This is a genomic window from Pseudomonas sp. W5-36, from assembly GCF_046540455.1.
Taxonomy (GTDB): domain Bacteria; phylum Pseudomonadota; class Gammaproteobacteria; order Pseudomonadales; family Pseudomonadaceae; genus Aquipseudomonas; species Aquipseudomonas graminis_B.
This window is the reverse complement of sequence record NZ_JAXCIQ010000003.1, coordinates 77926-99272: the sequence shown is the minus strand read 5'-3', so window position 1 is coordinate 99272 and position 21347 is coordinate 77926. Positions and strand designations below refer to the sequence as shown.

Genomic DNA, 21347 nt, shown 5'->3' with positions numbered 1-21347 from the left:
CTGGACGGACGCAGTTCGCAGGAGATGAACACCGTATTCGACTGCCTGGAGTCTTCTCCTACTGTTGCGATGTCAGAGTGCACAGCCGAAATCCAGCCGTCTGCGACACCCGAAAACATCGATGGGCGCATTCAAAGTTGAGGGTTTGAAGTCTGATGAATGACTGATTTTTCTTAATGGCTGAAGCAGTCACTCAACGCTGTATTGTTAGCGCCTGAATCAACGTTTGGTTTGCGCTGCTGCGATTGCTGATGGGCTTGCCTCAGTCAAGAGCGCCAATCGAGTGATAGTACTGGGCCAGGCCAGCACCAGCGATTACCTCGCCCGTGCCAGCCTGTACCAGCATCTGGACTGCCCCCAGGCCGAACGTTTCGACCTGGAGCATGCGTTGATGTTGAGTGATGACCCGGTTCAACGGGTGCGACTCACTCAACGTCTGGTTCAGCTCCCCGGAATGGGTGCGCTGCATTGATCATCGGAACTGCGGCAGCCCAACCGACGACGGCTTTGACGTCTTGCCCAGGCGCTTCAATTTCTCCGCCTTACGGATCTTGCGGACTTGCTTGGCGGTTTTGTAGGCGCCCTTCGCAGCATCGATGAAGTAGCGTTTCGCGCGTTCATGGTTGCCGTCCTGGTAGGCGTAAATGCCCCGAAACAGATCGACCGTCGCGTGCAGGGCTGTCCACACCGCTTTGGTTTTCGGGTTCAGATTTGCAACATAGCCGCCGTATTTGCGAACAAAGTTGTACGTCTTGAGCAAGCGCCGCTCGTTGACACTCTCGGTCTGAGCATCAATGTCCACCATCAAGTGGGTAACGATGAAGTCGTGCAGATCTTCGAAGTTCCTGACCGACGGCACTGAGTGAGCGACCTTGTAGAATGTGTTCCCCACCATGGGCGACTGTTCAAGTTTTTGCAGCAATGGGCCGATGGTGCCCTGAGCCCTGAAGTTCGCGCGGTCGTAGTAATACCGGTTCATGCCAGGGCGCGACACCGAGCGAACAATGTCGTCCTCCTGACGAAACAGATGACCATCAGGCGCGTCAGGCGTGTAGGCCAGCGTCCCAAAGCGGGCGTGGGTGGCGTCCGGTTTGAAGAGGTAGATATCGGCAAGTGTCTTGTGCTCCATCACCAACCGATGGAACGTTCCCGGAGTCTCCACCGTATTCCCGACAATGCTGCCATCCAGCCCTGCAATCATCCGTACGAGCCAGTTGTACTGATCGAGCGCAAGGCGCCCGGCGACATATTCGTCCAGCGCGTCACGGCGCATCTGGTAATGAGTCTTGCGGGAGAACAAGGCGACGATCGTCTTGGGCGGGGAATTGGAAATGCTCCAGGTATGTCGGCGCAGCTGCGTCAGGTACTCATCCGCGTAATTTGAGCCGCGGATCATGCTGTCAACGATTGCGCCGGAGAGTGCGGAAAGGTCCTGGCCGATGGATGAGTGCAACGTGGCGGCGGGGTGAAAGGCGTACTCTTCCTCCGAGTAACCCACCATGAACAGATCTGTCAGGCACTTGAGCGTGGTATAGCGGCCAAAATCGGGCTGGCCCTCAGCCGTTGCGTTCTCCAGATCGCAGAACACGGTATCCGGGTCGATACTTCCCGGTATGCCGGAGGCCCTCAAGTGCGCAGTGATCAAGCGTTCGCATTCACGCCGGGCCGCTTCACGCCAAGGCGTGATGCCGAATTTGTCGTAAGCGGCATTCAGTGCCTCAATCCGGTGGTCCAGCAACACCTGCGCGGTCCGCTGCTGATCGGTAACGTGCTGCATCCGCGCACTGGACACACTCGGATCCCGCGCCAGAATCTGCTCGATCTTGTAATAACTCAGGCCCGACAGCGCGTCCGTAAGGAAGGAGCCATTGATGGAGATGAACTGCACGCTGTCGGCAGTCCACTCCGAGGGCACCAACTGAACTCTCGCGATGTAAGGGACGACGTGATGATCCGGGTTGACGACCGTTTGATCCAGCAAGTACTGCGCGCCCTGTGGGGTCGCCAGCCAACTGCGGATTTCAAACGACAATTCACGCCAGGTGGAGAAATCGAACAGATCGCGGCCGCTCGGGTGGCCGGGCGCATAAAGCACATAGAACTCATCCTTGCCGCGGATCTCACGCAGAACAACCACATCCTCGAGCCTCCGGTTGTCGCCCTTGAGATACAGGGCTCCGATTTTCAACGTGCTGTCTCTGCCTAGATTGGCCTGCACGCGCTCAATCAGCGCCTGGCCCCGTTCCGACAGATGCCCTTGCAGCACTGCCGCACAGGCACTCAATGCGATATCGCTCGCGCGCAAGGCACTCAGGGCTTTCAGAGTGTCCTGCTCGCGGTAGCGGCGCTCCAACTCGAGCCCGTAGCGCCGCTTCAAATCGAGGTCTCGCACCAAACGGCAGACAAAATCGAAATTCAGGCGCAGATGGGAGTACGCGGGGTCAATCTCAATACTCGGCCCCAGGCGAAGCTCGACCTCGGGCATGCCTTCGAGGGCAAAGCCAAGCAATGTATTGGTGTAAACGGTTCTCAGCGGCTCATCAGAGAAGGACATTTCATCCGGTAGATTGATCCTCAGGCTGGAAGGATAGAACGTATAGCCCAAGTGCTTCATGAGGTAGGCGGCGATTTCTCGACGCGCATAGATTTCAGCCGTTTCGGTGCCAACCAGTTGCGCCTGCACACCCTCCTCACAACGCGCCTGCTCTTGCGCGAGCGCGTCATAGCGCTGACGGTCAGCAGCAGGGGCGGACGTGAGCCAATCCGGCAGGCTGCGCTCCTGCACGAATGCCAGCAGAGCCAGATAGCGAACATTCAGGGCCTGCTCCAGATCATCCAGGCGGCTGACGTCGTCGAACATCCGCAGCAGTGCCTGCGAGTCGCCACCGCTCAGCGATGCCTGGGCACTGAGGTGATCGAAGTCGTTGATCTGCTTCTCTTGCAAGCTCGCGATAAAGCGCGCAGCGGGCGTATCGTTCAGCAGCGAGTAACTCAGCTGCACCGAGCCCGGGGCGGCCTCGGCGATCAGCAACTGGTGTTCGAGCGAGAGGTAACCCGCCAAGAGTTCGCGTGAGTCCTCTTCGCCAAGGCGGTGATACAGAGACGCCTCCATCGCCCCAAGCGTGGCGAACTTTTCCACCCCGCCCGCCGGGGTCATGAGGAACACGGGTGAGCTGTTTCCATCGGCAGCCAGGGACGAGCTGTCGGTATTTTCAGCGGTTGCCACAAAAGCGCCGATCAGCGGGAGCGCAGCGCCTTCCGATGTGCGCAACGACACGGCATAACGACCTTCGCAATCAACATCGTCAACCACCTGTCGCAGCCGAGTCCGGTCCGCCCCGTCCAGCTCACGTTCGCCGACGGCCAACTGGATGGCATGGTGAAAAACCCAGGACTGCAGCTTCTCCAGCACAACATCGCGCGTACCCGTCACAGCGTCCTCGCCGGGAATGGGCGTGAAGGTCTGCTCCTCGAAGGTCCAGTACTCGTCGAGACTGAACTTGAAGAAACCCGGCAGCTTGCTCAGCAGGCTCGGAAACAGCGTCCTGATGGCTTCGATGTCCCAGCCCGGCAAGGCGTGAGCAGGATGAGCAGAATCTCGACGGGTGGACACCACGGCCTGTTTATCGTCGAGGTACGCGCGGTCCCCGATAAAGGCGTGCAGCAGCGCCTGAGTCAGCGCAAGCGGCTGCGGATCAAACCCGGCCGTGTTTTTCCTGTGAATGAACAGCGCGTCAGGGTTTGGAAACCGGGTGCTTCGAGCAAGGGCGTCGACCAGCATCTGCCTCGCTGCCTCCTGCAAGGTGGGGGCTTGGCGCAGTTGCTCGACGATCGACGCCGACAGCTCGCCTTCGCTTTTTGCATGATCGAGCAGGGAGCCCGCATTCTGGCGGGCACTGTTTTCAACAGAACGATGAGTCATCTTTACAGCTCCAGGATAACCATCCACGTCACCCAGGCATCCAGCCAAAGTGTGAAAAACGTGAACAGTCCAAATGAGCTGTCATCTAACCCGCTGAGTCGCAGAACGATGGAATAACTATTGATTGAGATCGGCGATTGGCGCCGACCCGTTGTGCAGGAAATAAAGTTGAACATCGCCTTTTTGTGGTGCCGTCCTACTGTTGCTGCGGCGGTAACACTGCTTGTCACAAACTGCGCTTTTTCGCTTTCAGCAAACCCCTTAACCTTAGCGCCATCCGAGCAGCCCCTCACCCTCTGCCAACCGTGGCAAAGGTTGGGGGTGCTCAATCGTCGTCACCGACGTTGTGTTTTGAAGCTCCTGGATTCAACGTCTTATTTGGCCGCTGCGATTGCAGCGGCTTTTTTTTGCTTTGGGGTCAGTAACGATTTCCGGAAGCCTTTTATGCTTGCGAGGGTCCATCCTTCCGCTCAAAAACAAAGCTCAGAAAAATCCCACAACATGTCTAGCGACATTCCTACGCAACGTTCTGTTTAAACATTAGTCATCGGCGAGGTGGAGACACCGCGCGACGATACCCAACAATAAATGGCTAATGGAGCTCTAACATGTTCAAGAAAAAAATGACTTCACTGATCCTGGCGGCAAGCCTGGCGTCGCTTGCTGGTGTAACTGCTGCGCAACCTATTGCAAGCACGATGAATTTCTGCACGAAAATTTCGGGCGCTATACCGGCCGGCACCGTAAACCCAGGTGAGCAACAGGTGATCTATGGTCCGTACACGGTCACATGCGGGACAACTTCCCATCACTTCAATGTGACCGGCGCTTCAGGACAAGTCCCTGTGTTCGTCCAACAGCTTCAAGCTGGCAGTTGGTCTTCGGTGACTGGTAAAACGTACGACCCATCAGGCTTGTTCGGCGCTGGCACATTTCGACTGGTAATCGACAACGTACAAAGTCCTGTGCCGACCAGTTACTCAGGGAGTTACGTCGTCCCCATGTAACAGCTGAAAGCTTGGGGCACTCTAGTGGTGCCCCACGCCCGAACTCATATCCTCAGGCGCGAATATTCACCAATGAACGCTCGCGAGGTCGCTTAGCATGCTCCTCCAGTGCCATCAGCACAGAAACCGCAGTGTTCAAATCCACCACGGCGCCTTTCGCCATCTCATTGCCTTGCTTGATAGCGCCCTGCAGTCGAACGAAGTGGTCGGTAAAAAATTCGTACGCATTGACCTCCTTGTCGATATTGATTTCTTTTCCCAGCGCATCGAACTCGACATTGATGCCGCCCATAGTGCCAATAAGGTCTCCATCAATAATTCCTTGCTCGGCCAGTAGAGCGCCGATATCCCTCAACTGCCGGTTACTGGTCTTACGCGGATCAAATCCAGCCAGATTGATGTTCAAGCCCTCCAGCTTTTTAACATCAGGAATGCTCTTGTCCGCCCAGTACTGACGTACTTTCTGCTTCACCGCTTCCTCTTGAGGGTTGAGGCCGGAGCGCACGTTAAATTGCTTGTCCGGGACAGCGCTGTATACCCTCAGCCGCTCTTGCACCTTACTCAAATTGCCAATCATAAAACCTCCTGAAAATCGGTTGATCCTCAGGCATGTCGGGCGACTGGGGGCGGGGTTTAGGCTGAAGAAGTGAAGACGGAATCATTGCCTCATTCAGAGACCGTTCCTACGTCGCGGCAAATAACCTTCCTACGAAAACGGCCAGTTCGATCGCCGAACTGGCCGCTTATTGATCAAAGCCTGATCAGGCAAATCTCTGCAGATTGGCCATCATTTCCTTGAGCGCTTCGACGTTGTCAGCCGGATGCACCGCATCGCTGAAGTCACTGATGGTTTGCCATTGCGCCGCGACGTCTTCCGGCGAAAAGCCTGCGTGCGGGTCGAATCCGGCGCCCAGGCTGCGCTCCCAGCGGACCTTGCCGATCCAGCCGCCGCCTACTTCATACAGGCCGGCGCTGTCCTGACACTGCTCGCTGCCCAGGTACACCACGAGTGGGCTGACCAGTTCAGGCTTGAGCAGCTCGAACACGCTGGCGGGGATCAGGCCTTCAGTCATGCGTGTGCCGCCGGTGGGGGCGATGGCGTTGACGAGGATGTTGTTCTTGCGCCCTTCAACCGCGAGCGTGCGCGTCAAACCATATAGGCCGAGCTTGGCCATGCCGTAGTTGGCCTGACCGAAGTTGCCGTAAATGCCGGAAGTGGACGAGGTGAAGATGATGCGGCCGTAGCCCTGATCCCGGAGATGGGGCCAAGCTGCGCGGGTGACTTTGTAGGCGCCTTCGACGTGGACGCGGTAAACCAGGTCCCAGTCGGCGTCTTCCATTTTGGCGAAGCTTTTGTCGCGCAGAATGCCGGCGTTGTTGACCACGACGTCGACGCGGCCGAAGGCATCGAGAGCGTTCTGGACGATCTTGTCGCCGTCGGTGACCGAATCATGATTGGCAACCGCTTCGCCGCCCGCTTCACGGATTTCCGCGACCACCCGATCCGCCGCCGAGGCATTGGCCCCTTCGCCATGGGCCGAACCGCCGAGGTCGTTGATGATCACCCGCGCGCCGTGTTTCGCGAACAACAATGCGTGGGCTCTTCCCAACCCGCCGCCCGCACCGGTGACGATTACCACTTTGTCTTCGAAACGTACGGACTCGCTCATGCTGCTCTCCCCGATGATGAAGCCGGCGCTGCGCCCACGGCCCTTGACTCATCAGGAGCCATGAGGGCAGCAGACGCAGACGCGGGCGTGATGGTCATCGAGTGTCGACGACTCGGCGCCGGGTCACAATCAACACGGGACACGCTGAATGGTGGTCGATAACGCCGAGGGATGGCTCTGTCATGCCTCGGCGGAGACGGGGCATGGGCGCGCCATTCAGCTATTCAGCTATCAAGCCGGCCAATGAACTCCGCCAGCCACGGCTCGGCATCGCTTTCCGGGGTCACGGTTTCGCTGGCATCGAGTCGCAGCATTTCCTGCACCTCGCGGATCCCCAGTTCGCCGAACAGCTCGCGCATCAACTCGCCGCCTGCACAAAACGTGTCGCCATAACTCGCGTCGCCCAGGGCGATGACGCCGCCAGGCAGCCCTCGCCATCCAGCAGGCAGTACGTCACGGATCTGGTGATAGAGCGGCTGAATGTTGTCCGGCAGCTCGCCCATTCCGGTGGTGGAGCTCACTGCCAGCAGAGCCTGGGGTGCAAAGGCCTGCAGATCGGCAAGGGCAGCGCGCGGATTGAACAGCACCTCGTGCCCTGCATCCTTGATGATCTGTTGGGCGTGGCGAGCGACCTCTTCAGCCGAGCCATACACCGAGCCCGAAATAATCGCGACTTTCATGGGTTAATCCTGTGACGGGTAAAATCGTGCGGCATTATGCCCCAGCGCGGCGCGATGATGCCTGATAGGAGCGCCAGGTGATCAGAGCACCGCTGATGCAAATGGTTTTCAACGATGTCGGTCATCTCCTGTCCTATACTCTCAAGCAGTTCACGTTCAGATCGTCGCCGCTGATCCACAGCACGCCGAGTGAAAAGCCTCAAGTTAAGTGATCAACGGGCACACGCTCGGCTAGAGATGAAAATCCTGAAAGAGTAACATCCTGCAACTGACGAACGGTCGCAACCAACATGCGAACCATCTGTCTGCTCTCTCAATAACCGGTTAATCGAGCTTGGCCATGCAGCGCGACAATATCCTCACGCCGGATGAACTGGAGTTTATCCAGAACATGCAGCACAACCCCACGCTGAATTTGCGAGACAAATCCAGCAGTCTGGTGGTTAACGGCGGCGTGCAGATTCAAGATCTGCTGACCCGTCTCGCTGCCCATGAGCAAGTCACGATTCAGGCCCAGTTCGATAATCAGCAAATGACCTTCCCGCTGCATCTGGTCGAAGACGAGTTTCACGCGCTGCATCTGGAGCTGGGTGCGCCAAGCATCTTCGAGGAAGGCCCGCGCATTCGCCCATGGCGTCTGATCCTGCCTGAGCCGATTCCGCTGGAGACCGCAAAGGGCTCGCTCACCGCACTCTGGGTTCATGAAATCTCGTTCAAAGGCATCCTACTGGAGATGCGCAAGCAGACCAAACCGCCGAAGTCATTCGCCGCGTGGTTCACGCCTCAGGGCTATGCGCCCATCGCCTTGCGTGGCAACTTCGAACGCCTGAACCATCATGGTCTTGCGGCGTATCGGTTGAGCCAGAACAGTAAAGAAGACACTGAACGTCTGCGTCAGTACATCCTTCAGGAACACCGCAAGATTCACCCCTCGATGCACCTCTAGGATTGCCTGATCAGGCGATCCCTCCCGGCACCCTCTTCCGTCCGACCAACACCTCTGGCTTTATCGCAGGTTTCAGGAATAATCCTTGCTTGCTTTTCCCAGTGAAGCTGACGCATCGCCACCACCCCGGCGACCTGTCATGTGATTTCCCTACCCGGGAAGTTCACTTGTTTATCGGAGATACACAATGTCTACCTCACCCGTCACGCTGATGGTTGCCCGTCGCGTCGCCCATGGCCGCTATCAAGAGCTTATTGCCTGGCTGCATGAAGGCGAACAACTCGCTACAGACTTCCCCGGCTATCTAGGGTCAGGTGTGCTCGCTCCTCCGCCCGGGGATGACGAATTCCAGATTATTTTCCGCTTCGCCGATGAAGCCACCATGCACGCCTGGGAGCATTCTGCCTCCCGACGCTCCTGGTTGGTGCGCGGCAGTGGTTTGTTTGCCAAGAATTCTGTGCACCGGGTGAGCGGCATCGACGGCTGGTTCGGCGCCGCTGGTCAGCGTCCGCCGCGCTGGAAGCAAGCCGTTGCCATCTGGCTGGCGTTCTTTCCGGTGTCGCTGATCTTCAACTTTGTGCTGGGGCCACTGCTCGGTCAGCTGGAGCTGTTCCCGCGCATCATGATCAGCACGTTGATCCTCACGCCGCTGATGGTGTTCTGGTTCATTCCGCTCTCGACCCATCTTCTGGCGGGGTGGCTGCACAGCAACGTGCCTGCTCAGGTCAGCGGAACAGAGCCGGCATCTACCCGCTAGCGCTCAGCGACAAACGCTTTCCCGATCTGGACGCCGCCGACCTGCGATACAGCGGCCCGGCGTGGCGCCGTTTCAAAAAAACATGTACAGCCCTGTCGGTGTTGTACAAGAACCGACCGTTGGGGTAACTTTGCCCCACGGTCGTTTTCGATGGTGCACGCGAGCATCCACTGTTCGCCATTCAGCACCGACTCGCCCGACCTCTCTCCCCCGTTGATGAATGCGTGACGACCATGGCCTGCTCCCCTGCCCCTGTCTTGATCACTGGCGCCAGCCAGCGCGTCGGCCTGCATTGCGCCGAGCGTCTGTTGGCGGAAGGCCAGCCGGTGATCATCACCTACCGCAGTGAGCGGCCGGGCGTGCAACGCTTGAAGGCGCTGGGCGCGGTGATACTTCAGGCTGATTTTTCGTCGGAGACGAGCGTGCTGGACTTCATCGCCCGGCTCAAAGAGCAGACCGACAGCCTGAGGGCCATCGTGCACAACGCGTCCGACTGGCTGGCCGAAACGCCGGGGGACGAGGCGGATGTTTTCATGCAAATGTTCAACGTCCACATGCTGACGCCTTATCTCATCAATCTGCACTGCGCCGAGCTGTTGCGGCGCTCGGAGACGGCCGACATTATTCACATCAGCGACGATGTCACCCGCAAGGGCAGCAGCAAGCACATCGCTTACAGCGCCAGCAAGGCGGGGCTGGAAAACCTGACCCTGTCCTTCGCAGCCCGATACGCGCCCCATATCAAGGTCAACGGCATTGCCCCGGCCATGATGATGTTTCAACCCGACGACGATGCGGCATACCGCGCGCGCACGCTGGAAAAATCGGCACTGGGGATCGAACCCGGCGCCGAGGTGATTTACCAGAGCCTGCGCTATCTGCTGGATAACCCCTACGTCACCGGCACCACTCTGACCGTAAACGGCGGACGGCACGTCAAGTAAGCCGCCCCGAGGAACCATTGATGACCCTGTCACTGCCACAGCATTACCGTGAAATCCTCGTCGGACTGGGTGAAGATCCTGAACGAGAAGGCCTGCTGGATACGCCCAAGCGCGCGGCCAAGGCCATGCAGTACCTGTGTCATGGCTACGAGCAGACACTGGACGAGATCGTCAACGGCGCGTTGTTTGCCTCCGCGAGCGACGAGATGGTGATCGTCAAAGACATCGAACTGTATTCGCTGTGCGAGCATCACCTGCTGCCCTTCATCGGCAAGGCCCACGTCGCGTATATCCCCACCGGGAAAGTCCTTGGCCTGTCGAAAATCGCGCGCATCGTCGATATGTTCGCGCGGCGCCTGCAGATTCAAGAAAACCTCACGCGGCAGATCGCCGATGCGATTCAGGACGTGACCAAGGCCGCAGGCGTGGCCGTGGTGATCGAGGCTCAGCACATGTGCATGATGATGCGCGGCGTTGAAAAACAGAACTCGACCATGAACACCTCGGTGATGCTCGGCGCCTTCCGCGAGTCGACCACGACCCGCATGGAATTTCTGCAATTGATCGGACGGAGCAAGTAGTCCATGGCAAGACTCGAACCCGGCACCGCACGCATCAGGGTCAAAGACCTGTGCCTGCGTACGTTTATCGGCATCAACGAAGCCGAAATTCTCAACAAGCAGGACGTGCTGATCAACCTGACGATCCTGTACGCGGCGCAGGAAGCGGTGCGCGACAACGACATTGATCACGCGCTGAACTACCGGACCATCACCAAGGCCATCATCCAGCACGTGGAAAGCAACCGCTTTGCACTGCTTGAGCGCCTGACCCAGGAAGTGCTCGACCTGGTGATGACCCATGATGCGGTGCAATACGCCGAAGTCGAAGTGGACAAGCCCCACGCGCTGCGTTTCGCCGAGTCGGTGTCGATCACCCTGGCGGCAGCCCGCTGATTCCTTCGCTCGCCGGTGAAGGCCCACGCTTGCCCGGCCTGCCTGCCACTCTTATCATCCGCCCATCTTTACTTCCCACAGAGCACACCATGACCGAGCAACAACGTCTTGAACTCGAAGCCGCCGCTTTCCGCCGTCTGGTTGCGCACCTGGACAGCCGCAAGGACGTGCAGAACATCGACCTGATGAACCTCGCCGGTTTCTGTCGCAACTGTCTGTCCAAGTGGTACAAGGCCGAGGCCGACGAGAAGCACATCGACATCACGCTCGATGACGCCCGCGAAGTGGTTTACGGCATGCCGTACAGCGAGTGGAAATCCACGTACCAGAAAGAAGCCAGCACCGAGCAGCAAGCCGCGTTCGCCAAGGAACCCAAGCATGACTGACCTGACCGCCCTGCGCGCCAGCCTCGCCAGCGGCAATCATCTGTTCGCAGAGACCCTGGCCTTCATCGCAGCGCATTACGACTATCAGCCTCAGGCGTTCAGCAACGGCCCGGTGGAAAACGCCGCTGGCCAGAACGAAGGTTCGTGCAAGACCCTCGGCCTGGCGCTGCTGGAAGACCTGAGCGATGAAGAAGCGCTTCTGGCTTTTGGCGAGCACTACCGCTCTGTGCTCGATACACCGGACGGTTCCGACCACGGTAATATCCGCGCGCTGATTGCCAACGGGCTGGCCGGTGTGAAGTTCTCAGCCGAGCCGCTCAAGCCCAAGGCCTGACCGCGCGCTCGACGCTGATGGGGCCGTTTGCCCGACATAAAAAAACCGGCTCAATGAGCCGGTTTTTTTGCAACTGGAGGTCAGATCAGAACGAAACGTTCGCCAGGCCGTCCAGGTAGCGCTCGACGTCCAGTGCAGCCATGCAGCCTGCGCCAGCCGAGGTGATTGCCTGACGGTAGACGTGATCCGCCACGTCGCCGGCCGCGAAAACACCGTCAACGCTGGTGGCGGTCGCATTACCTTCGCGACCGCCTTGAACGACCATGTAGCCGTCTTTCAACGCCAACTGACCGTCAAACAGGCTGGTATTCGGCGTATGGCCGATGGCGATGAATACGCCGTCGACGGTCACTTCTGAATGGGTGCCGTCATTGTTCTTCAAGCGCGCACCGGTCACGCCCATGTTGTCGCCCAGCACTTCGTCCAGGGTGGCGTTGAGTTTGAGCTCAATCTTGCCCTCGGCAACACGTGCATGCAGTTTGTCGATCAGGATCTTCTCGGCGCGGAAGGTATCGCGACGGTGAACCAGGGTGACCTTGCTGGCGATGTTGGCCAAGTACAGGGCTTCCTCGACGGCCGTGTTGCCGCCGCCGACCACGGCGACCGGCTTGTTGCGATAGAAGAAACCATCGCAGGTCGCGCAGGCCGACACACCTTTGCCCATGAACGCTTCTTCGGACGGCAGACCCAGATAACGGGCGCTGGCGCCGGTGGCGATGATCAGCGCGTCGCAGGTGTAAGTGGCGTTGTCCCCTTTCAGGCTGAACGGTTTGCCCGCCAGATCCACTGCATTGATGTGATCGAACACAATCTCGGTCTCGAAACGCTCGGCGTGTTCACGCATACGCTCCATCAAGGCCGGGCCGGTCAGGCCATGGGGGTCGCCCGGCCAGTTGTCGACTTCGGTGGTGGTGGTCAATTGACCGCCCGCCTGCATCCCGGTGATCAGCAACGGCTTGAGGTTGGCGCGCGCGGCATAGACTGCAGCGCTGTAGCCGGCAGGGCCGGAGCCAAGAATAATCACTCGCGAATGACGTACATCAGACATGACACACTCCTATTGACCGGCCATCGTTACGCGTGGTCGGAGTCACTGGGTCTGAACCGGCGTACCGGTTGAGAGGGTTGGGACTGACGGGGCCTGTGGCTACACGGGGCGCCCGCCGATCCTGAAAACGAGAAGCTGCCACTCGGGACACAGCAGCGGTAAAAGTTGGCCGCAAGCTTATCGGGGCGGAGAAGATTAAGGAAATATCGTTTCACAATCCAGCTCATAGGCCAGCCCTATGTGCGTCCTCCGCTTTGCAAATGCAGTCCTGCATAGACTTTATCGCTGCACGATTGTTTCAGCGAATGTCGCACCTGCAGCGGCGCTTCCGCCCCCGTCGCAAAGCCGGTAAGGTCGGCGCGATATCACTGCCTGGAGGCACACATGCCTGCACCCGTCCTGTCTGGCCCTCAATACCTGCGCGAAGGCCTGAAACTGGTCCTTAGTCCTGGCCTGCGTTTATTCGTCCTGCTGCCATTGGTTATTAATCTGGTGCTGTTCAGCGCCATGATCTACTTCGCCGGCCACGAATTCAGGCTCTGGGTTGACTCCTTCATGCCGACCCTCCCCGGCTGGCTCAGCTTTCTCAACTACATCCTGTGGCCGTTGTTCGTGGTGCTTGTGGCGCTGATGGTGTTCTTCACCTTCACCATGATCGCCAACATCATCGCCGCGCCGTTCAATGGATTTCTCGCCGAGAAGGTGGAAGTGGTGTTGCGCGGGACGGACGATTTTCCTGCCTTCAGCTGGGGTGAGCTGGTGGAAATGGTGCCGCGCACCCTGAGCCGGGAAATGCGCAAACTGGGCTACTTCCTGCCCCGCGCCATTGGCCTGTTCATCCTTTCGTGGATCCCCGTGGTGAACCTTGTCGCCGCGCCGCTGTGGCTGATGTTCGGCGTGTGGATGATGGCTATCCAATACATCGACTACCCCGCCGATAACCACAAAATGAGCTGGCAAGACATGCTCGCCTGGCTGCGTGCCAAACGGTGGCAAAGCATGAGTTTCGGTGGGATTGTTTATCTGGTGCTGCTGATACCGGTGGTCAACATCCTGATGATGCCGGCGGCGGTGGCAGGAGCGACGTTGTTCTGGGTGAGGGAGCGTGGTGCGGAGACGCTGGCAGAGCGCATTCGCTGATGAAGAGAAAAGGCCTCGATTGAGGCCTTTTTTGCGTGAGACGCAGGGGTTCTATCAGTGTAGCCACTCGCTCATCCGGCTAAAGGCCATGGCCGGAAAAATACATTCTGATAGCTTCAATCATGACAACGATGATTATCACAACGACCCAGCACATTAAGCCCAGCATCGCCCATACACCTTCACCGAAGGTAGAACCACACTTGCAGTTACCCTCGGCGTCGCGGTTCAGCTGGTTAATGAACGACTGCACTCTGAGCATGATCAGGAACTGTGCGAACGTCGAAATGACGGATATCCCTAGCGGGATAAGCCCAAGGCCTGCCGAAGCGACGCCTTTCGAACCTGTTGCGATGTTGTGGACGAACACAACAAGTGACGGGGCGAGTGCCAGAAGAATCATACCTGCCGCAAGCGTGCCCCAATAAGGCATCCCCCGCTGCCCTTTCTCTTTCAGCAAAGCGTCAACCTTGCCAAACATGAACGGCATATAAATCAGTCCGAAAATGGCGCGCGGGACCGGCCAGATCGGTTTCGCCGAATACGCTTTGTACCGCGACCAGTTTTTGTAATACCAGTAGAGCCCATACAACCCGCAAGTGATGAACATCATCACCGTCAGCTTGACCAGCGACACGGTATAAAACGGCGGGCCGCTTGTAGGCAAAGCCGTCAAATCGGCAGCAGGTGGCGCGTTGAATTGCTCGGACACAGTGTTTCCTCCAGAAGTGAGGCGACGCATGCTAAAGGCGGAAACACTCTTTTAATCAACCTCGGGAAAATCAGGACAATTCCTACGACAGTATTCGTCACGTCCCACAGCCTTCCTGTTTAACCATGGGCATGCCCACTCCAGGCGAGCATTTGCCGCCGCGTTCGATCGCCCGGCGTGTTCATCAGCAGGAGTTATATGCCCATGGATTCAACCCCACTGAACACCCTGATCAAAACCACTGTCAGTCCTGCGTCCTTTGTAATGGACCGACAGAAGAAGCCGGAACCCCATGCCCCTGCGTTCATGCAGGCACTGGCGCAGGCGACTCAGCCGTTCGTTTCGAACACCCTCAAAGCTGAATCCGCGAACCTTGCCAGGCCCGCAGAACCCCGTTCGCACCTGCAACTGACCAGCCTGAACCCGGTGCAGACCCATTACGTGCCAGAACCGGCTGCCTTTGAACGCACCGGCGAGTCGAGGCTTGTGCCCTTCGCTGTTGGTGGCTGACGCGTCCCGTGTCACCGCAGTCTTATTCGAACCTGACCGGGTCGGATGTCGCTCTCAAATCGGTCAGGTTCGAGCGACGCCAATTTCAAATCCCGGCCAGTCATTTGCAGTCACAAATCCATCACTGAACCGCCACACAAGCGCAACGACCCCCTCAGAAACTGATGTCATGAGTAAATCCCTGCGCATTACCCTGATCACCGAAACCTATGCCCCGGAAATAAACGGCGTGGCCAACACGCTCAGCCGTTTATGCGACGGTCTGCGCCTGCGGGGGCATCGGGTTGAGGTGATTCGGCCACGGCAAAGCGAGGACGAGCTGCGCGCGGCCGGGGAGGATTTGATGTTGTGCCGTGGCTGGCCGATTCCGGGGTATCCCGGGTTGCAGTGGGGGCAGTCGTCGATGCACAAACTCCTGCGTCGATGGCAGCGCAATCGTCCGGACGTGCTGTATATCGCCACGGAAGGCCCGTTGGGGCTGTCGGCGCTGCGTGCCGCACGGCGACTGGGGATTGCCATCGTCAGCGGTTTTCACACCAACTTCCAGCAATACACCCGGCAGTACGGGCTGAGCTTCGTCACTCGCCTGCTGACGACCTACCTGCGCTGGTTTCACAACCGCTCCAACGCCACCCTGGTGCCCAGCTTCACGCAGAAAACCGAACTCGAACGCCGAGGCTTCGAGCGCTTGGAGTTGCTGTCCCGGGGCGTTGATTGCCAGTTGTTTCACCCGTCGAAGCGTTCGAGTGCGCTACGTGAAAGCTGGGGCCTTGAACCGGGCGATACGGCAGTCCTGCATGTGGGACGGCTGGCGGCGGAGAAAAACCTGGCGCTGCTGAAAATCACCTTTGACGGACTGGTGAGCACCTATCCCGAGAAAAACCTGCGCCTGGTGATTGTCGGCGACGGACCGGTCAGGCCGACGCTGCAACGTCAGCTCCCGAACGCCATCTTCTGCGGCACCCAGCGCGGTGATGCGCTGGCGGCGCACTATGCGTCGAGTGATCTGTTTCTGTTCCCGAGCCTGACTGAAACCTTCGGCAACGTCGTGCTGGAAGCGTTGGCGTCAGGGCTGGGGGTGGTCGCCTATGACGAAGCCGCAGCGGCCCAGCATATTCGCCACGGCCACAATGGCGCGGTGGCGATGCCCGGGGATGAGGAAGGGTTCATCGACGCCGCACGCTGGATGCTGGAAGATGAGGAAACCTTGCGTCGGGTCAGGCTGAATGCCCGGCAACACGCGAGTCGTCAGGGCTGGGCCGGGATTATCGACTCATTCGAGACTTATTTGCGCGCTGCGAGCGAGACGCGGGATGGGGTTGTTTTGGGGGTGTGAACGGGACAGTAGCGACTCAGCGATGGGTGCAGTCAGGGACAGATTAATTTACGGTGAAGCGCTGTAAATAAATCAGTCCCTTTTCTTGCACTTTTCTCCGCTGTAAATAAATCAGTCCCTTTTCTTGCACTTCTTTCCTTCACTAGTCCCTTTCCTTCACTCCAATCGGCCCAGGGCTTCGCGGCTGAACGGCAAGATGTCGTGCTCGCGGCCTTCCTTCACTTTCATGGCCCAGTCCGGGTCGACCAGCAGCGCACGGCCGACTGCGACGAGATCGAACTCCTCGTCACCCAGACGCTTGAGCAGGTTTTCCAGGCTCGCGGGCTGAGCGACTTTGTCGGTGTTGACCATGAACTGCAGAAACTCGCCGTCCAGTCCGACACTGCCCACTGTGATGGTCGGTTTACCGGTGAGCTTGCGCGTCCATCCGGCCAGGTTCAGGTCGGAGCCTTCGAACTCAGGCTCCCAGAAACGCCGTGTCGAGCAGTGGAAAATGTCGACGCCTGCGTCGGAAAGGGGCTTGAGGAACGCGTCGAGCTCTTCCACCGTTTGCACCAGCCGTGCGCTGTAATCCTGCTGTTTCCACTGCGAGTAACGAAAGATGATCGGATAATCCGGGCCCACTGCTGCTCGTACGGCCTGGATCAGTTCGATGGCAAAGCGTGAGCGGTGCGCGAGGTCTCCGCCGTACTCGTCGGTGCGCTGATTGGTGCCTTCCCAGAAGAACTGATCGACCAGATAGCCATGGGCGCCATGGATCTCGACGCCGTCCATGCCGATGGCCTTGGCGTCTTTCGCCGCCTGGGCGAACGCCGCGATGACCTCGTCGATGTCTTGCTTGCTCATGCCATGAACGACAACGTTGCCGTCCTTGAGCTTCTCGGTCGGGCCATAGGCCGGCACCGTGCCATCCGGCTCAGTGCCCAGCCGACGCACAGCGCCCACGTGCCAGAGTTGCGGCACAATCTTGCCGCCTTCTGCATGAACCGCTTCCACCACTTTGCGCCACCCCTCCAGCGCCGCGTCGCCGAAGAACTGCGGCACGTTGGGGTAGCCATTTGAAGCCTTGTGCCCGACCGTGGTGCCTTCGGTGATGATCAAACCAACGCCCGCAGACGCACGACGACGGTAGTACTCGATGACGTTGGAATTGGGTACGCCGCCGGGTGAAAACGAGCGGGTCATCGGCGCCATGACGATGCGCGTCGGCAACTCGAGGCTGCCCATATGGAAGGGTTTGAACAAGGCTTGAGCAGGCATGCAGGCGTCCTCGGCATTCTGGAAATATGATGAAGGTCATACAGAATGAGCCGAAGCGCAGGGGATACGAAGCACTATTGACTGGAGTGATTAAGGCTCAGAAGACGCGCAGCAAAGCGAAATACTAGGGCAGCGCCTTCTCGATCGCGCTCACCACCTTGGCGTCATCCGGGAGTGTACTTGGGGAGAAGCGTGCCAGAACGCGGCCATCCTTGCCGACGAGAAACTTCTCGAAATTCCAGGTGATGTCCCCGGGAAACTCGGCGCCTTCGCCTGCGAGCATTTGGTACAGCCGATGCCGGTGCGGTCCGTTGACGTCCAGCTTGTCGCCCAGCGGAAAGGTCACGCCGTAGTTCAGCGAACAGAACGCCTGAATCTCTTCCTGAGTACCGGGCTCCTGACCAGCGAACTGATTGCACGGCAACCCGAGAACGCTGAAGCCTTGATCCTTGTACTTCTGGTACAGGTTTTCCAGCCCGGCGTATTGCGGGGTCAGGCCACATTTTGACGCGACGTTGACCACCAGAACCACTTTGCCCTTGAGCGGCGCGAGGGGTAGCTCCTGGCCATCCAGAGCCTTCAACTTCAGCTCGTGAAATACACTCATGACGACTCCCCTAGAAACCCTTGGCCGAAAAAGGCGCCCTGTCAGACTGCAAAAACAAATGTTTTCACAAGACCGCGAGGACGCCTGGCCAGCTCACTCAGCTTAGCAGGACAATCAGTGGTGATGACCACCTTCGCCGTGCACGTGACCATGGGCAACTTCTTCTTCGCTGGCATCACGGATGTCGACGATCTTCACATCGAAGTTCAAGCGCTGGCCGGCCAGTGGGTGGTTACCGTCGACGGTGACGTCGTCGCCGTCCAGATCACGGATGGTCACGATCTGCATCTGGCCGTCCGGAGCGGAGGCATGGAACTGCATGCCGACTTCCAGTTCGTCGACACCTTCGAACATGCTGCGGTTCAGGGTGCTGACCAGTTCGGCGGAGTATTCGCCGTACGCATCTTCAGGCTCGATGGCCACTTTCAGTTCGTCGCCGACTTCCTTGCCATCCAGTGCCTTTTCCAGACCCGGGATGATATTGCCTGCACCTTGCAGGTAAACCAGCGGCGCGCCGCCGGCAGAACTGTCGATGACCTCACCAGCGTCATTGGTCAGGGTATAGTCGATGGAGACAGCCTTGTTGGCGGCGATCGGCATGGGGCGAGACCTTTTGCAAATAGATATGAGCGGCCAAGTCTAACCAAGCAGTCGCGCGAAAGCGAACGCAACTCAGACGGACGGCCCCGATTGGAATCCCCTAGAGCTCCCTCCCCCCACTCAATCATTACCGGCTTTGTTCAGGACGAGGACGGTCATTGGGTGGTTGAACTGTCCTGCGGTCACACCCAGCATTTGCGCCACGACCCGCCTTGGCAATCCCGGTCCTGGGTGCTTGATCCGGCGCAGCGCCAGGCAACAATCGGCCAGTCCTTTCACTGCGGCTGGTGCGCGTCGGGGTCAGATAACGATAACCTTGGGCCCCCTTGAGACGCTGCGACTGAACAGCGTCCTGGTTTATCCGGTCCGATGGCTGAATTCATAGCGCCATGACCCTTGCACTGCTCATTTTCGAGAAGCCCGCATGCAGACTTTCTTTATCGCGCCCACAGATTTTGGTGTGGGCCTGACGTCCATCAGCCTGGGGCTGGTGCGCACCCTGGAGCGTGCCGGGCTCAAGGTTGGTTTTTTCAAGCCGATCGCTCAGCCTCATCCCGGGGACGTAGGCCCCGAACGCTCGACTGAACTGATCGCCCGCACTCACGGCCTCAAGCCGCCCAAGCCATTGGGGTTGAGCCACGTCGAGCGCATGCTCGGCGAAGGCCAGCTCGACGAGCTGCTGGAAGAAATCATCCAGCTGTATCAAGAGGCCTCGATTGGCCGCGACGTGCTGATCGTAGAAGGCATGGTCCCGACACGCAGCGCCAGCTACGCGGCGCGGGTCAACCTGCACATGGCCAAGGCGCTGGACGCGGAAGTCATTCTCGTATCGGCCCCGGAAAACGAAGTGCTGACCGAGCTTTCCGGCCGCGTGGAGCTGCAGGCGCAGATGTTCGGCGGCCCGAAAGATCCGAAGGTGCTCGGTGTGATCCTCAACAAGGTCCGCACCGACGAGAGCATGGAAGCCTTCTCGGCACGGCTCAAGGAGCACTCGCCACTGCTGCGCAGCGGTGATTTCCGCCTGCTCGGCTGCATTCCGTTTCAGGCAGACCTGAACGCACCGCGCACCCGTGACGTCGCCGACCTGCTCGGTGCGCAAGTGATCAACGCCGGCGATTACGAACAGCGGCGCATGTCGAAGATCATCATCTGCGCCCGCACGGTGCTCAACACGCTGCAACTGCTCAAGCCGGGCGTGCTGGTGGTCACACCGGGGGATCGTGATGACATCATTCTGGCCGTGAGCCTGGCGACGCTGAACGGCGTGCCGTTGGCCGGACTGCTGCTGACCAGCGACACCCTGCCCGATCCGCGCATCATGGACCTGTGCCGAGGCGCACTGCAGGCCGGGTTGCCGGTCCTGTCGGTGAGCACCGGTTCCTACGAGACCGCGACGCAGCTCAATCAGCTGAACAAGGAAATCCCCATCGATGACCGCGAACGCGCGGAGATCATCACCGATTTCGTCGCCAGCCACCTCGATGCCAACTGGCTGCATCAGCGCTGCGGCACGCCGCGTGAGATGCGCCTGTCGCCCGCAGTGTTCCGCTATCAACTGATCCAGCGCGCCCAGGCGGCAAACAAACGTATTGTGCTGCCCGAAGGCGCAGAGCCATTGACCGTGCAAGCGGCGGCCATTTGTCAGGCCCGCGGCATTGCCCGCTGCGTGCTGCTGGCCAAGCCCGAAGAAGTGAACGCCGTCGCGCGAGCCCATGGCATCGAACTGCCGCCGGGGTTGGAGATTCTCGATCCGGATCAGATCCGCGAGCGCTATGTCGAGCCGATGGTGGATCTGCGCCGCAGCAAAAATCTCAATGCGCCGATGGCCGAGCAGCAACTGGAGGATCCGGTGGTGATCGGCACCATGATGCTGGCCCTCGACGAAGTAGACGGGCTGGTGTCGGGGGTGATCCATTCGACCGCCAACACCATTCGGCCTGCCTTGCAGCTGATCAAGACGGCGCCAGGCTGCACCCTCGTTTCATCGGTGTTTTTCATGCTGTTTCCGGAGCAGGTGCTGGTGTACGGCGACTGCATCATGAACCCGCACCCGACCGCCACCGAGCTGGCGGAGATCGCCGTGCAGAGCGCGGATTCGGCCGTGGCGTTCGGCCTGTCACCGCGGGTGGCGATGATCAGCTACTCCAGCGGCAATTCGGCCAGCGGCGAAGAAGTGGAAAAGGTACGAGAGGCCACGCAACTGGCGCGCGAGACCCAGCGTGGTTTGTTGATCGACGGGCCTTTGCAATACGATGCCGCCGCCAACGAGCACGTCGCCCGGCAACTGGCGCCGGACAGCCCGGTGGCGGGTCGCGCCAATGTGTTCGTGTTTCCGGACCTGAACACCGGCAACACGACGTACAAAGCGGTGCAGCGCAGTGCGGATTGCGTAAGCCTCGGCCCGATGCTCCAAGGCCTGCGCAAGCCGGTCAATGATCTGCCGCGCGGCGCTCAGGTCGACGACATCGTCTATACCATTGCACTGACGGCGATTCAGGCGGCCACGTTGCCGCAATAACATTGCGCTGCAAT

22 protein-coding genes and 2 pseudogenes are annotated in these 21347 nt (G+C 59.1%); 14 read left to right on the top strand and 10 right to left on the bottom strand.

The window, feature by feature from the left end:
• Positions 1-250: 250 nt before the first annotated feature.
• Positions 251-472 (top strand): annotated as a pseudogene (locus tag SLW74_RS06350) (hypothetical protein); the annotation flags it as partial.
• On the opposite strand, the gene SLW74_RS06345 reads toward SLW74_RS06350, so the two are convergent.
• Together SLW74_RS06345 and SLW74_RS06340 are read right to left on the bottom strand one after the other, a co-directional pair.
• The gene (locus tag SLW74_RS06345) at positions 473-3949 is read right to left on the bottom strand and encodes a dermonecrotic toxin domain-containing protein (RefSeq protein WP_410928406.1); all 3477 of its coding nucleotides are present in this window, start codon (positions 3947-3949) and stop codon (positions 473-475) included. It abuts the pseudogene before it with no gap.
• The gene (locus SLW74_RS06340) at positions 3925-4251 is read right to left on the bottom strand and encodes a hypothetical protein (RefSeq protein ID WP_410928405.1); all 327 of its coding nucleotides are present in this window, start codon (positions 4249-4251) and stop codon (positions 3925-3927) included. The genes SLW74_RS06345 and SLW74_RS06340 overlap by 25 nt, the downstream gene beginning before the upstream one ends.
• A gap of 279 nt (positions 4252-4530) precedes the next feature.
• Here SLW74_RS06340 and SLW74_RS06335 point away from each other — a divergent pair, with 279 nt between their 5' ends.
• Positions 4531-4929 (top strand): hypothetical protein, encoded by a 399-nt coding sequence (locus SLW74_RS06335; protein WP_065991877.1) that lies wholly within the window; start codon positions 4531-4533, stop codon positions 4927-4929.
• Positions 4930-4981: 52 nt separating this feature from the next.
• On the opposite strand, the gene SLW74_RS06330 is transcribed toward SLW74_RS06335, so the two are convergent.
• The 3 genes from SLW74_RS06330 to SLW74_RS06320 all read right to left on the bottom strand — a co-directional run bounded on the left by SLW74_RS06330 (position 4982) and on the right by SLW74_RS06320 (position 7279).
• Positions 4982-5506 (bottom strand): hypothetical protein, encoded by a 525-nt coding sequence (locus tag SLW74_RS06330; protein WP_065991875.1) that lies wholly within the window; start codon positions 5504-5506, stop codon positions 4982-4984.
• Between the two features lie 184 nt (positions 5507-5690).
• Positions 5691-6599 (bottom strand): SDR family oxidoreductase, encoded by a 909-nt coding sequence (locus SLW74_RS06325; RefSeq protein ID WP_410928404.1) that lies wholly within the window; start codon positions 6597-6599, stop codon positions 5691-5693.
• A 224-nt stretch (positions 6600-6823) separates the two neighbouring features.
• A complete protein-coding gene (locus SLW74_RS06320) occupies positions 6824-7279 on the bottom strand; it encodes a flavodoxin (RefSeq protein WP_410928403.1) in 456 nt (151 codons plus the stop codon).
• A gap of 340 nt (positions 7280-7619) precedes the next feature.
• On the opposite strand from SLW74_RS06320, the gene SLW74_RS06315 reads away from it, so the two are divergent.
• The 7 genes from SLW74_RS06315 (at position 7620) to SLW74_RS06285 (ending at position 11602) form a co-directional block, all read left to right on the top strand.
• A complete protein-coding gene (locus SLW74_RS06315; protein ID WP_065991868.1) occupies positions 7620-8225 on the top strand; it encodes a hypothetical protein in 606 nt (201 codons plus the stop codon).
• Positions 8226-8412: 187 nt separating this feature from the next.
• Positions 8413-8982, top strand: a complete 570-nt coding sequence (locus SLW74_RS06310) for an antibiotic biosynthesis monooxygenase (RefSeq protein WP_065991866.1) — start codon at positions 8413-8415, stop codon at positions 8980-8982.
• A gap of 233 nt (positions 8983-9215) precedes the next feature.
• Positions 9216-9926, top strand: a complete 711-nt coding sequence (gene folM / locus SLW74_RS06305; RefSeq protein ID WP_410928402.1) for a dihydromonapterin reductase — start codon at positions 9216-9218, stop codon at positions 9924-9926.
• A gap of 20 nt (positions 9927-9946) precedes the next feature.
• Positions 9947-10507, top strand: a complete 561-nt coding sequence (gene folE, locus SLW74_RS06300) for a GTP cyclohydrolase I FolE (RefSeq protein WP_192132604.1) — start codon at positions 9947-9949, stop codon at positions 10505-10507.
• Between the two features lie 3 nt (positions 10508-10510).
• Positions 10511-10882: a dihydroneopterin triphosphate 2'-epimerase gene (gene folX / locus SLW74_RS06295; RefSeq protein ID WP_410928401.1), complete on the top strand. Its 372-nt coding sequence runs from the start codon at positions 10511-10513 to the stop codon at positions 10880-10882.
• Positions 10883-10971: 89 nt separating this feature from the next.
• Positions 10972-11268, top strand: a complete 297-nt coding sequence (locus SLW74_RS06290) for a DUF1244 domain-containing protein (protein WP_065991857.1) — start codon at positions 10972-10974, stop codon at positions 11266-11268.
• Positions 11261-11602, top strand: a complete 342-nt coding sequence (locus SLW74_RS06285; protein WP_410928400.1) for a HopJ type III effector protein — start codon at positions 11261-11263, stop codon at positions 11600-11602. Before SLW74_RS06290 ends, SLW74_RS06285 begins: the two co-directional genes overlap by 8 nt.
• Positions 11603-11687: 85 nt before the next feature.
• Here SLW74_RS06285 and trxB read toward each other — a convergent pair whose 3' ends face one another.
• Positions 11688-12650: a thioredoxin-disulfide reductase gene (gene trxB / locus SLW74_RS06280; RefSeq protein ID WP_065991852.1), complete on the bottom strand. Its 963-nt coding sequence runs from the start codon at positions 12648-12650 to the stop codon at positions 11688-11690.
• Between the two features lie 384 nt (positions 12651-13034).
• Between trxB and cysZ the strand changes: the two genes are divergently transcribed.
• The gene (gene cysZ, locus SLW74_RS06275; RefSeq protein WP_065991850.1) at positions 13035-13790 is read left to right on the top strand and encodes a sulfate transporter CysZ; all 756 of its coding nucleotides are present in this window, start codon (positions 13035-13037) and stop codon (positions 13788-13790) included.
• A 79-nt stretch (positions 13791-13869) separates the two neighbouring features.
• On the opposite strand, the gene SLW74_RS06270 is transcribed toward cysZ, so the two are convergent.
• Entirely contained in the window at positions 13870-14502 is a 633-nt protein-coding gene (locus SLW74_RS06270; RefSeq protein WP_410928399.1) for a hypothetical protein, read from the bottom strand.
• A 204-nt stretch (positions 14503-14706) separates the two neighbouring features.
• Between SLW74_RS06270 and SLW74_RS06265 the strand changes: the two genes are divergently transcribed.
• Both SLW74_RS06265 and SLW74_RS06260 read left to right on the top strand, forming a co-directional pair.
• Positions 14707-15012, top strand: a complete 306-nt coding sequence (locus SLW74_RS06265; protein ID WP_410928398.1) for a hypothetical protein — start codon at positions 14707-14709, stop codon at positions 15010-15012.
• A gap of 169 nt (positions 15013-15181) precedes the next feature.
• Complete coding sequence (locus SLW74_RS06260) at positions 15182-16348, top strand: glycosyltransferase family 4 protein (RefSeq protein ID WP_065991847.1); 1167 nt, start codon at positions 15182-15184, stop codon at positions 16346-16348.
• Positions 16349-16504: 156 nt separating this feature from the next.
• On the opposite strand, the gene SLW74_RS06255 is transcribed toward SLW74_RS06260, so the two are convergent.
• From SLW74_RS06255 to SLW74_RS06245, 3 genes are all read right to left on the bottom strand, one after another.
• Positions 16505-17608 carry an NADH:flavin oxidoreductase gene (locus SLW74_RS06255; protein WP_065991846.1) on the bottom strand — a complete coding sequence of 368 codons (1104 nt, stop codon included), beginning with the start codon at positions 17606-17608 and terminating at the stop codon, positions 16505-16507.
• Between the two features lie 124 nt (positions 17609-17732).
• On the bottom strand, positions 17733-18215 hold the full coding sequence (locus SLW74_RS06250; RefSeq protein WP_410928397.1) for a glutathione peroxidase: 483 nt from the start codon (positions 18213-18215) through the stop codon (positions 17733-17735).
• 114 nt (positions 18216-18329) lie between these two features.
• Positions 18330-18815: a peptidylprolyl isomerase gene (locus SLW74_RS06245; RefSeq protein ID WP_065991842.1), complete on the bottom strand. Its 486-nt coding sequence runs from the start codon at positions 18813-18815 to the stop codon at positions 18330-18332.
• On the opposite strand from SLW74_RS06245, the pseudogene SLW74_RS06240 reads away from it, so the two are divergent.
• Positions 18784-19145 (top strand): annotated as a pseudogene (locus SLW74_RS06240) (DUF3565 domain-containing protein). The gene SLW74_RS06245 and the pseudogene SLW74_RS06240 sit on opposite strands and share 32 nt — an antisense overlap.
• A gap of 94 nt (positions 19146-19239) precedes the next feature.
• On the top strand, positions 19240-21333 hold the full coding sequence (gene pta, locus SLW74_RS06235; protein WP_410928396.1) for a phosphate acetyltransferase: 2094 nt from the start codon (positions 19240-19242) through the stop codon (positions 21331-21333).
• Positions 21334-21347: the final 14 nt, after the last annotated feature.

What these genes read in the sequence shown, in the direction of transcription:
- SLW74_RS06335 (WP_065991877.1), top strand. Translation starts at nt 4,531, where the DNA reads ATGTTCAAGAAAAAAATGACTTCACTGATCCTGGCGGCAAGCCTGGCG.
- SLW74_RS06330 (WP_065991875.1), bottom strand. Translation starts at nt 5,506, where the DNA reads ATGATTGGCAATTTGAGTAAGGTGCAAGAGCGGCTGAGGGTATACAGC.
- SLW74_RS06325 (WP_410928404.1), bottom strand. Translation starts at nt 6,599, where the DNA reads ATGAGCGAGTCCGTACGTTTCGAAGACAAAGTGGTAATCGTCACCGGT.
- SLW74_RS06320 (WP_410928403.1), bottom strand. Translation starts at nt 7,279, where the DNA reads ATGAAAGTCGCGATTATTTCGGGCTCGGTGTATGGCTCGGCTGAAGAG.
- SLW74_RS06315 (WP_065991868.1), top strand. Translation starts at nt 7,620, where the DNA reads ATGCAGCGCGACAATATCCTCACGCCGGATGAACTGGAGTTTATCCAG.
- SLW74_RS06310 (WP_065991866.1), top strand. Translation starts at nt 8,413, where the DNA reads ATGTCTACCTCACCCGTCACGCTGATGGTTGCCCGTCGCGTCGCCCAT.
- folM (WP_410928402.1), top strand. Translation starts at nt 9,216, where the DNA reads ATGGCCTGCTCCCCTGCCCCTGTCTTGATCACTGGCGCCAGCCAGCGC.
- folE (WP_192132604.1), top strand. Translation starts at nt 9,947, where the DNA reads ATGACCCTGTCACTGCCACAGCATTACCGTGAAATCCTCGTCGGACTG.
- folX (WP_410928401.1), top strand. Translation starts at nt 10,511, where the DNA reads ATGGCAAGACTCGAACCCGGCACCGCACGCATCAGGGTCAAAGACCTG.
- SLW74_RS06290 (WP_065991857.1), top strand. Translation starts at nt 10,972, where the DNA reads ATGACCGAGCAACAACGTCTTGAACTCGAAGCCGCCGCTTTCCGCCGT.
- SLW74_RS06285 (WP_410928400.1), top strand. Translation starts at nt 11,261, where the DNA reads ATGACTGACCTGACCGCCCTGCGCGCCAGCCTCGCCAGCGGCAATCAT.
- trxB (WP_065991852.1), bottom strand. Translation starts at nt 12,650, where the DNA reads ATGTCTGATGTACGTCATTCGCGAGTGATTATTCTTGGCTCCGGCCCT.
- cysZ (WP_065991850.1), top strand. Translation starts at nt 13,035, where the DNA reads ATGCCTGCACCCGTCCTGTCTGGCCCTCAATACCTGCGCGAAGGCCTG.
- SLW74_RS06265 (WP_410928398.1), top strand. Translation starts at nt 14,707, where the DNA reads ATGGATTCAACCCCACTGAACACCCTGATCAAAACCACTGTCAGTCCT.
- SLW74_RS06260 (WP_065991847.1), top strand. Translation starts at nt 15,182, where the DNA reads ATGAGTAAATCCCTGCGCATTACCCTGATCACCGAAACCTATGCCCCG.
- SLW74_RS06255 (WP_065991846.1), bottom strand. Translation starts at nt 17,608, where the DNA reads ATGCCTGCTCAAGCCTTGTTCAAACCCTTCCATATGGGCAGCCTCGAG.
- SLW74_RS06250 (WP_410928397.1), bottom strand. Translation starts at nt 18,215, where the DNA reads ATGAGTGTATTTCACGAGCTGAAGTTGAAGGCTCTGGATGGCCAGGAG.
- SLW74_RS06245 (WP_065991842.1), bottom strand. Translation starts at nt 18,815, where the DNA reads ATGCCGATCGCCGCCAACAAGGCTGTCTCCATCGACTATACCCTGACC.
- pta (WP_410928396.1), top strand. Translation starts at nt 19,240, where the DNA reads ATGCAGACTTTCTTTATCGCGCCCACAGATTTTGGTGTGGGCCTGACG.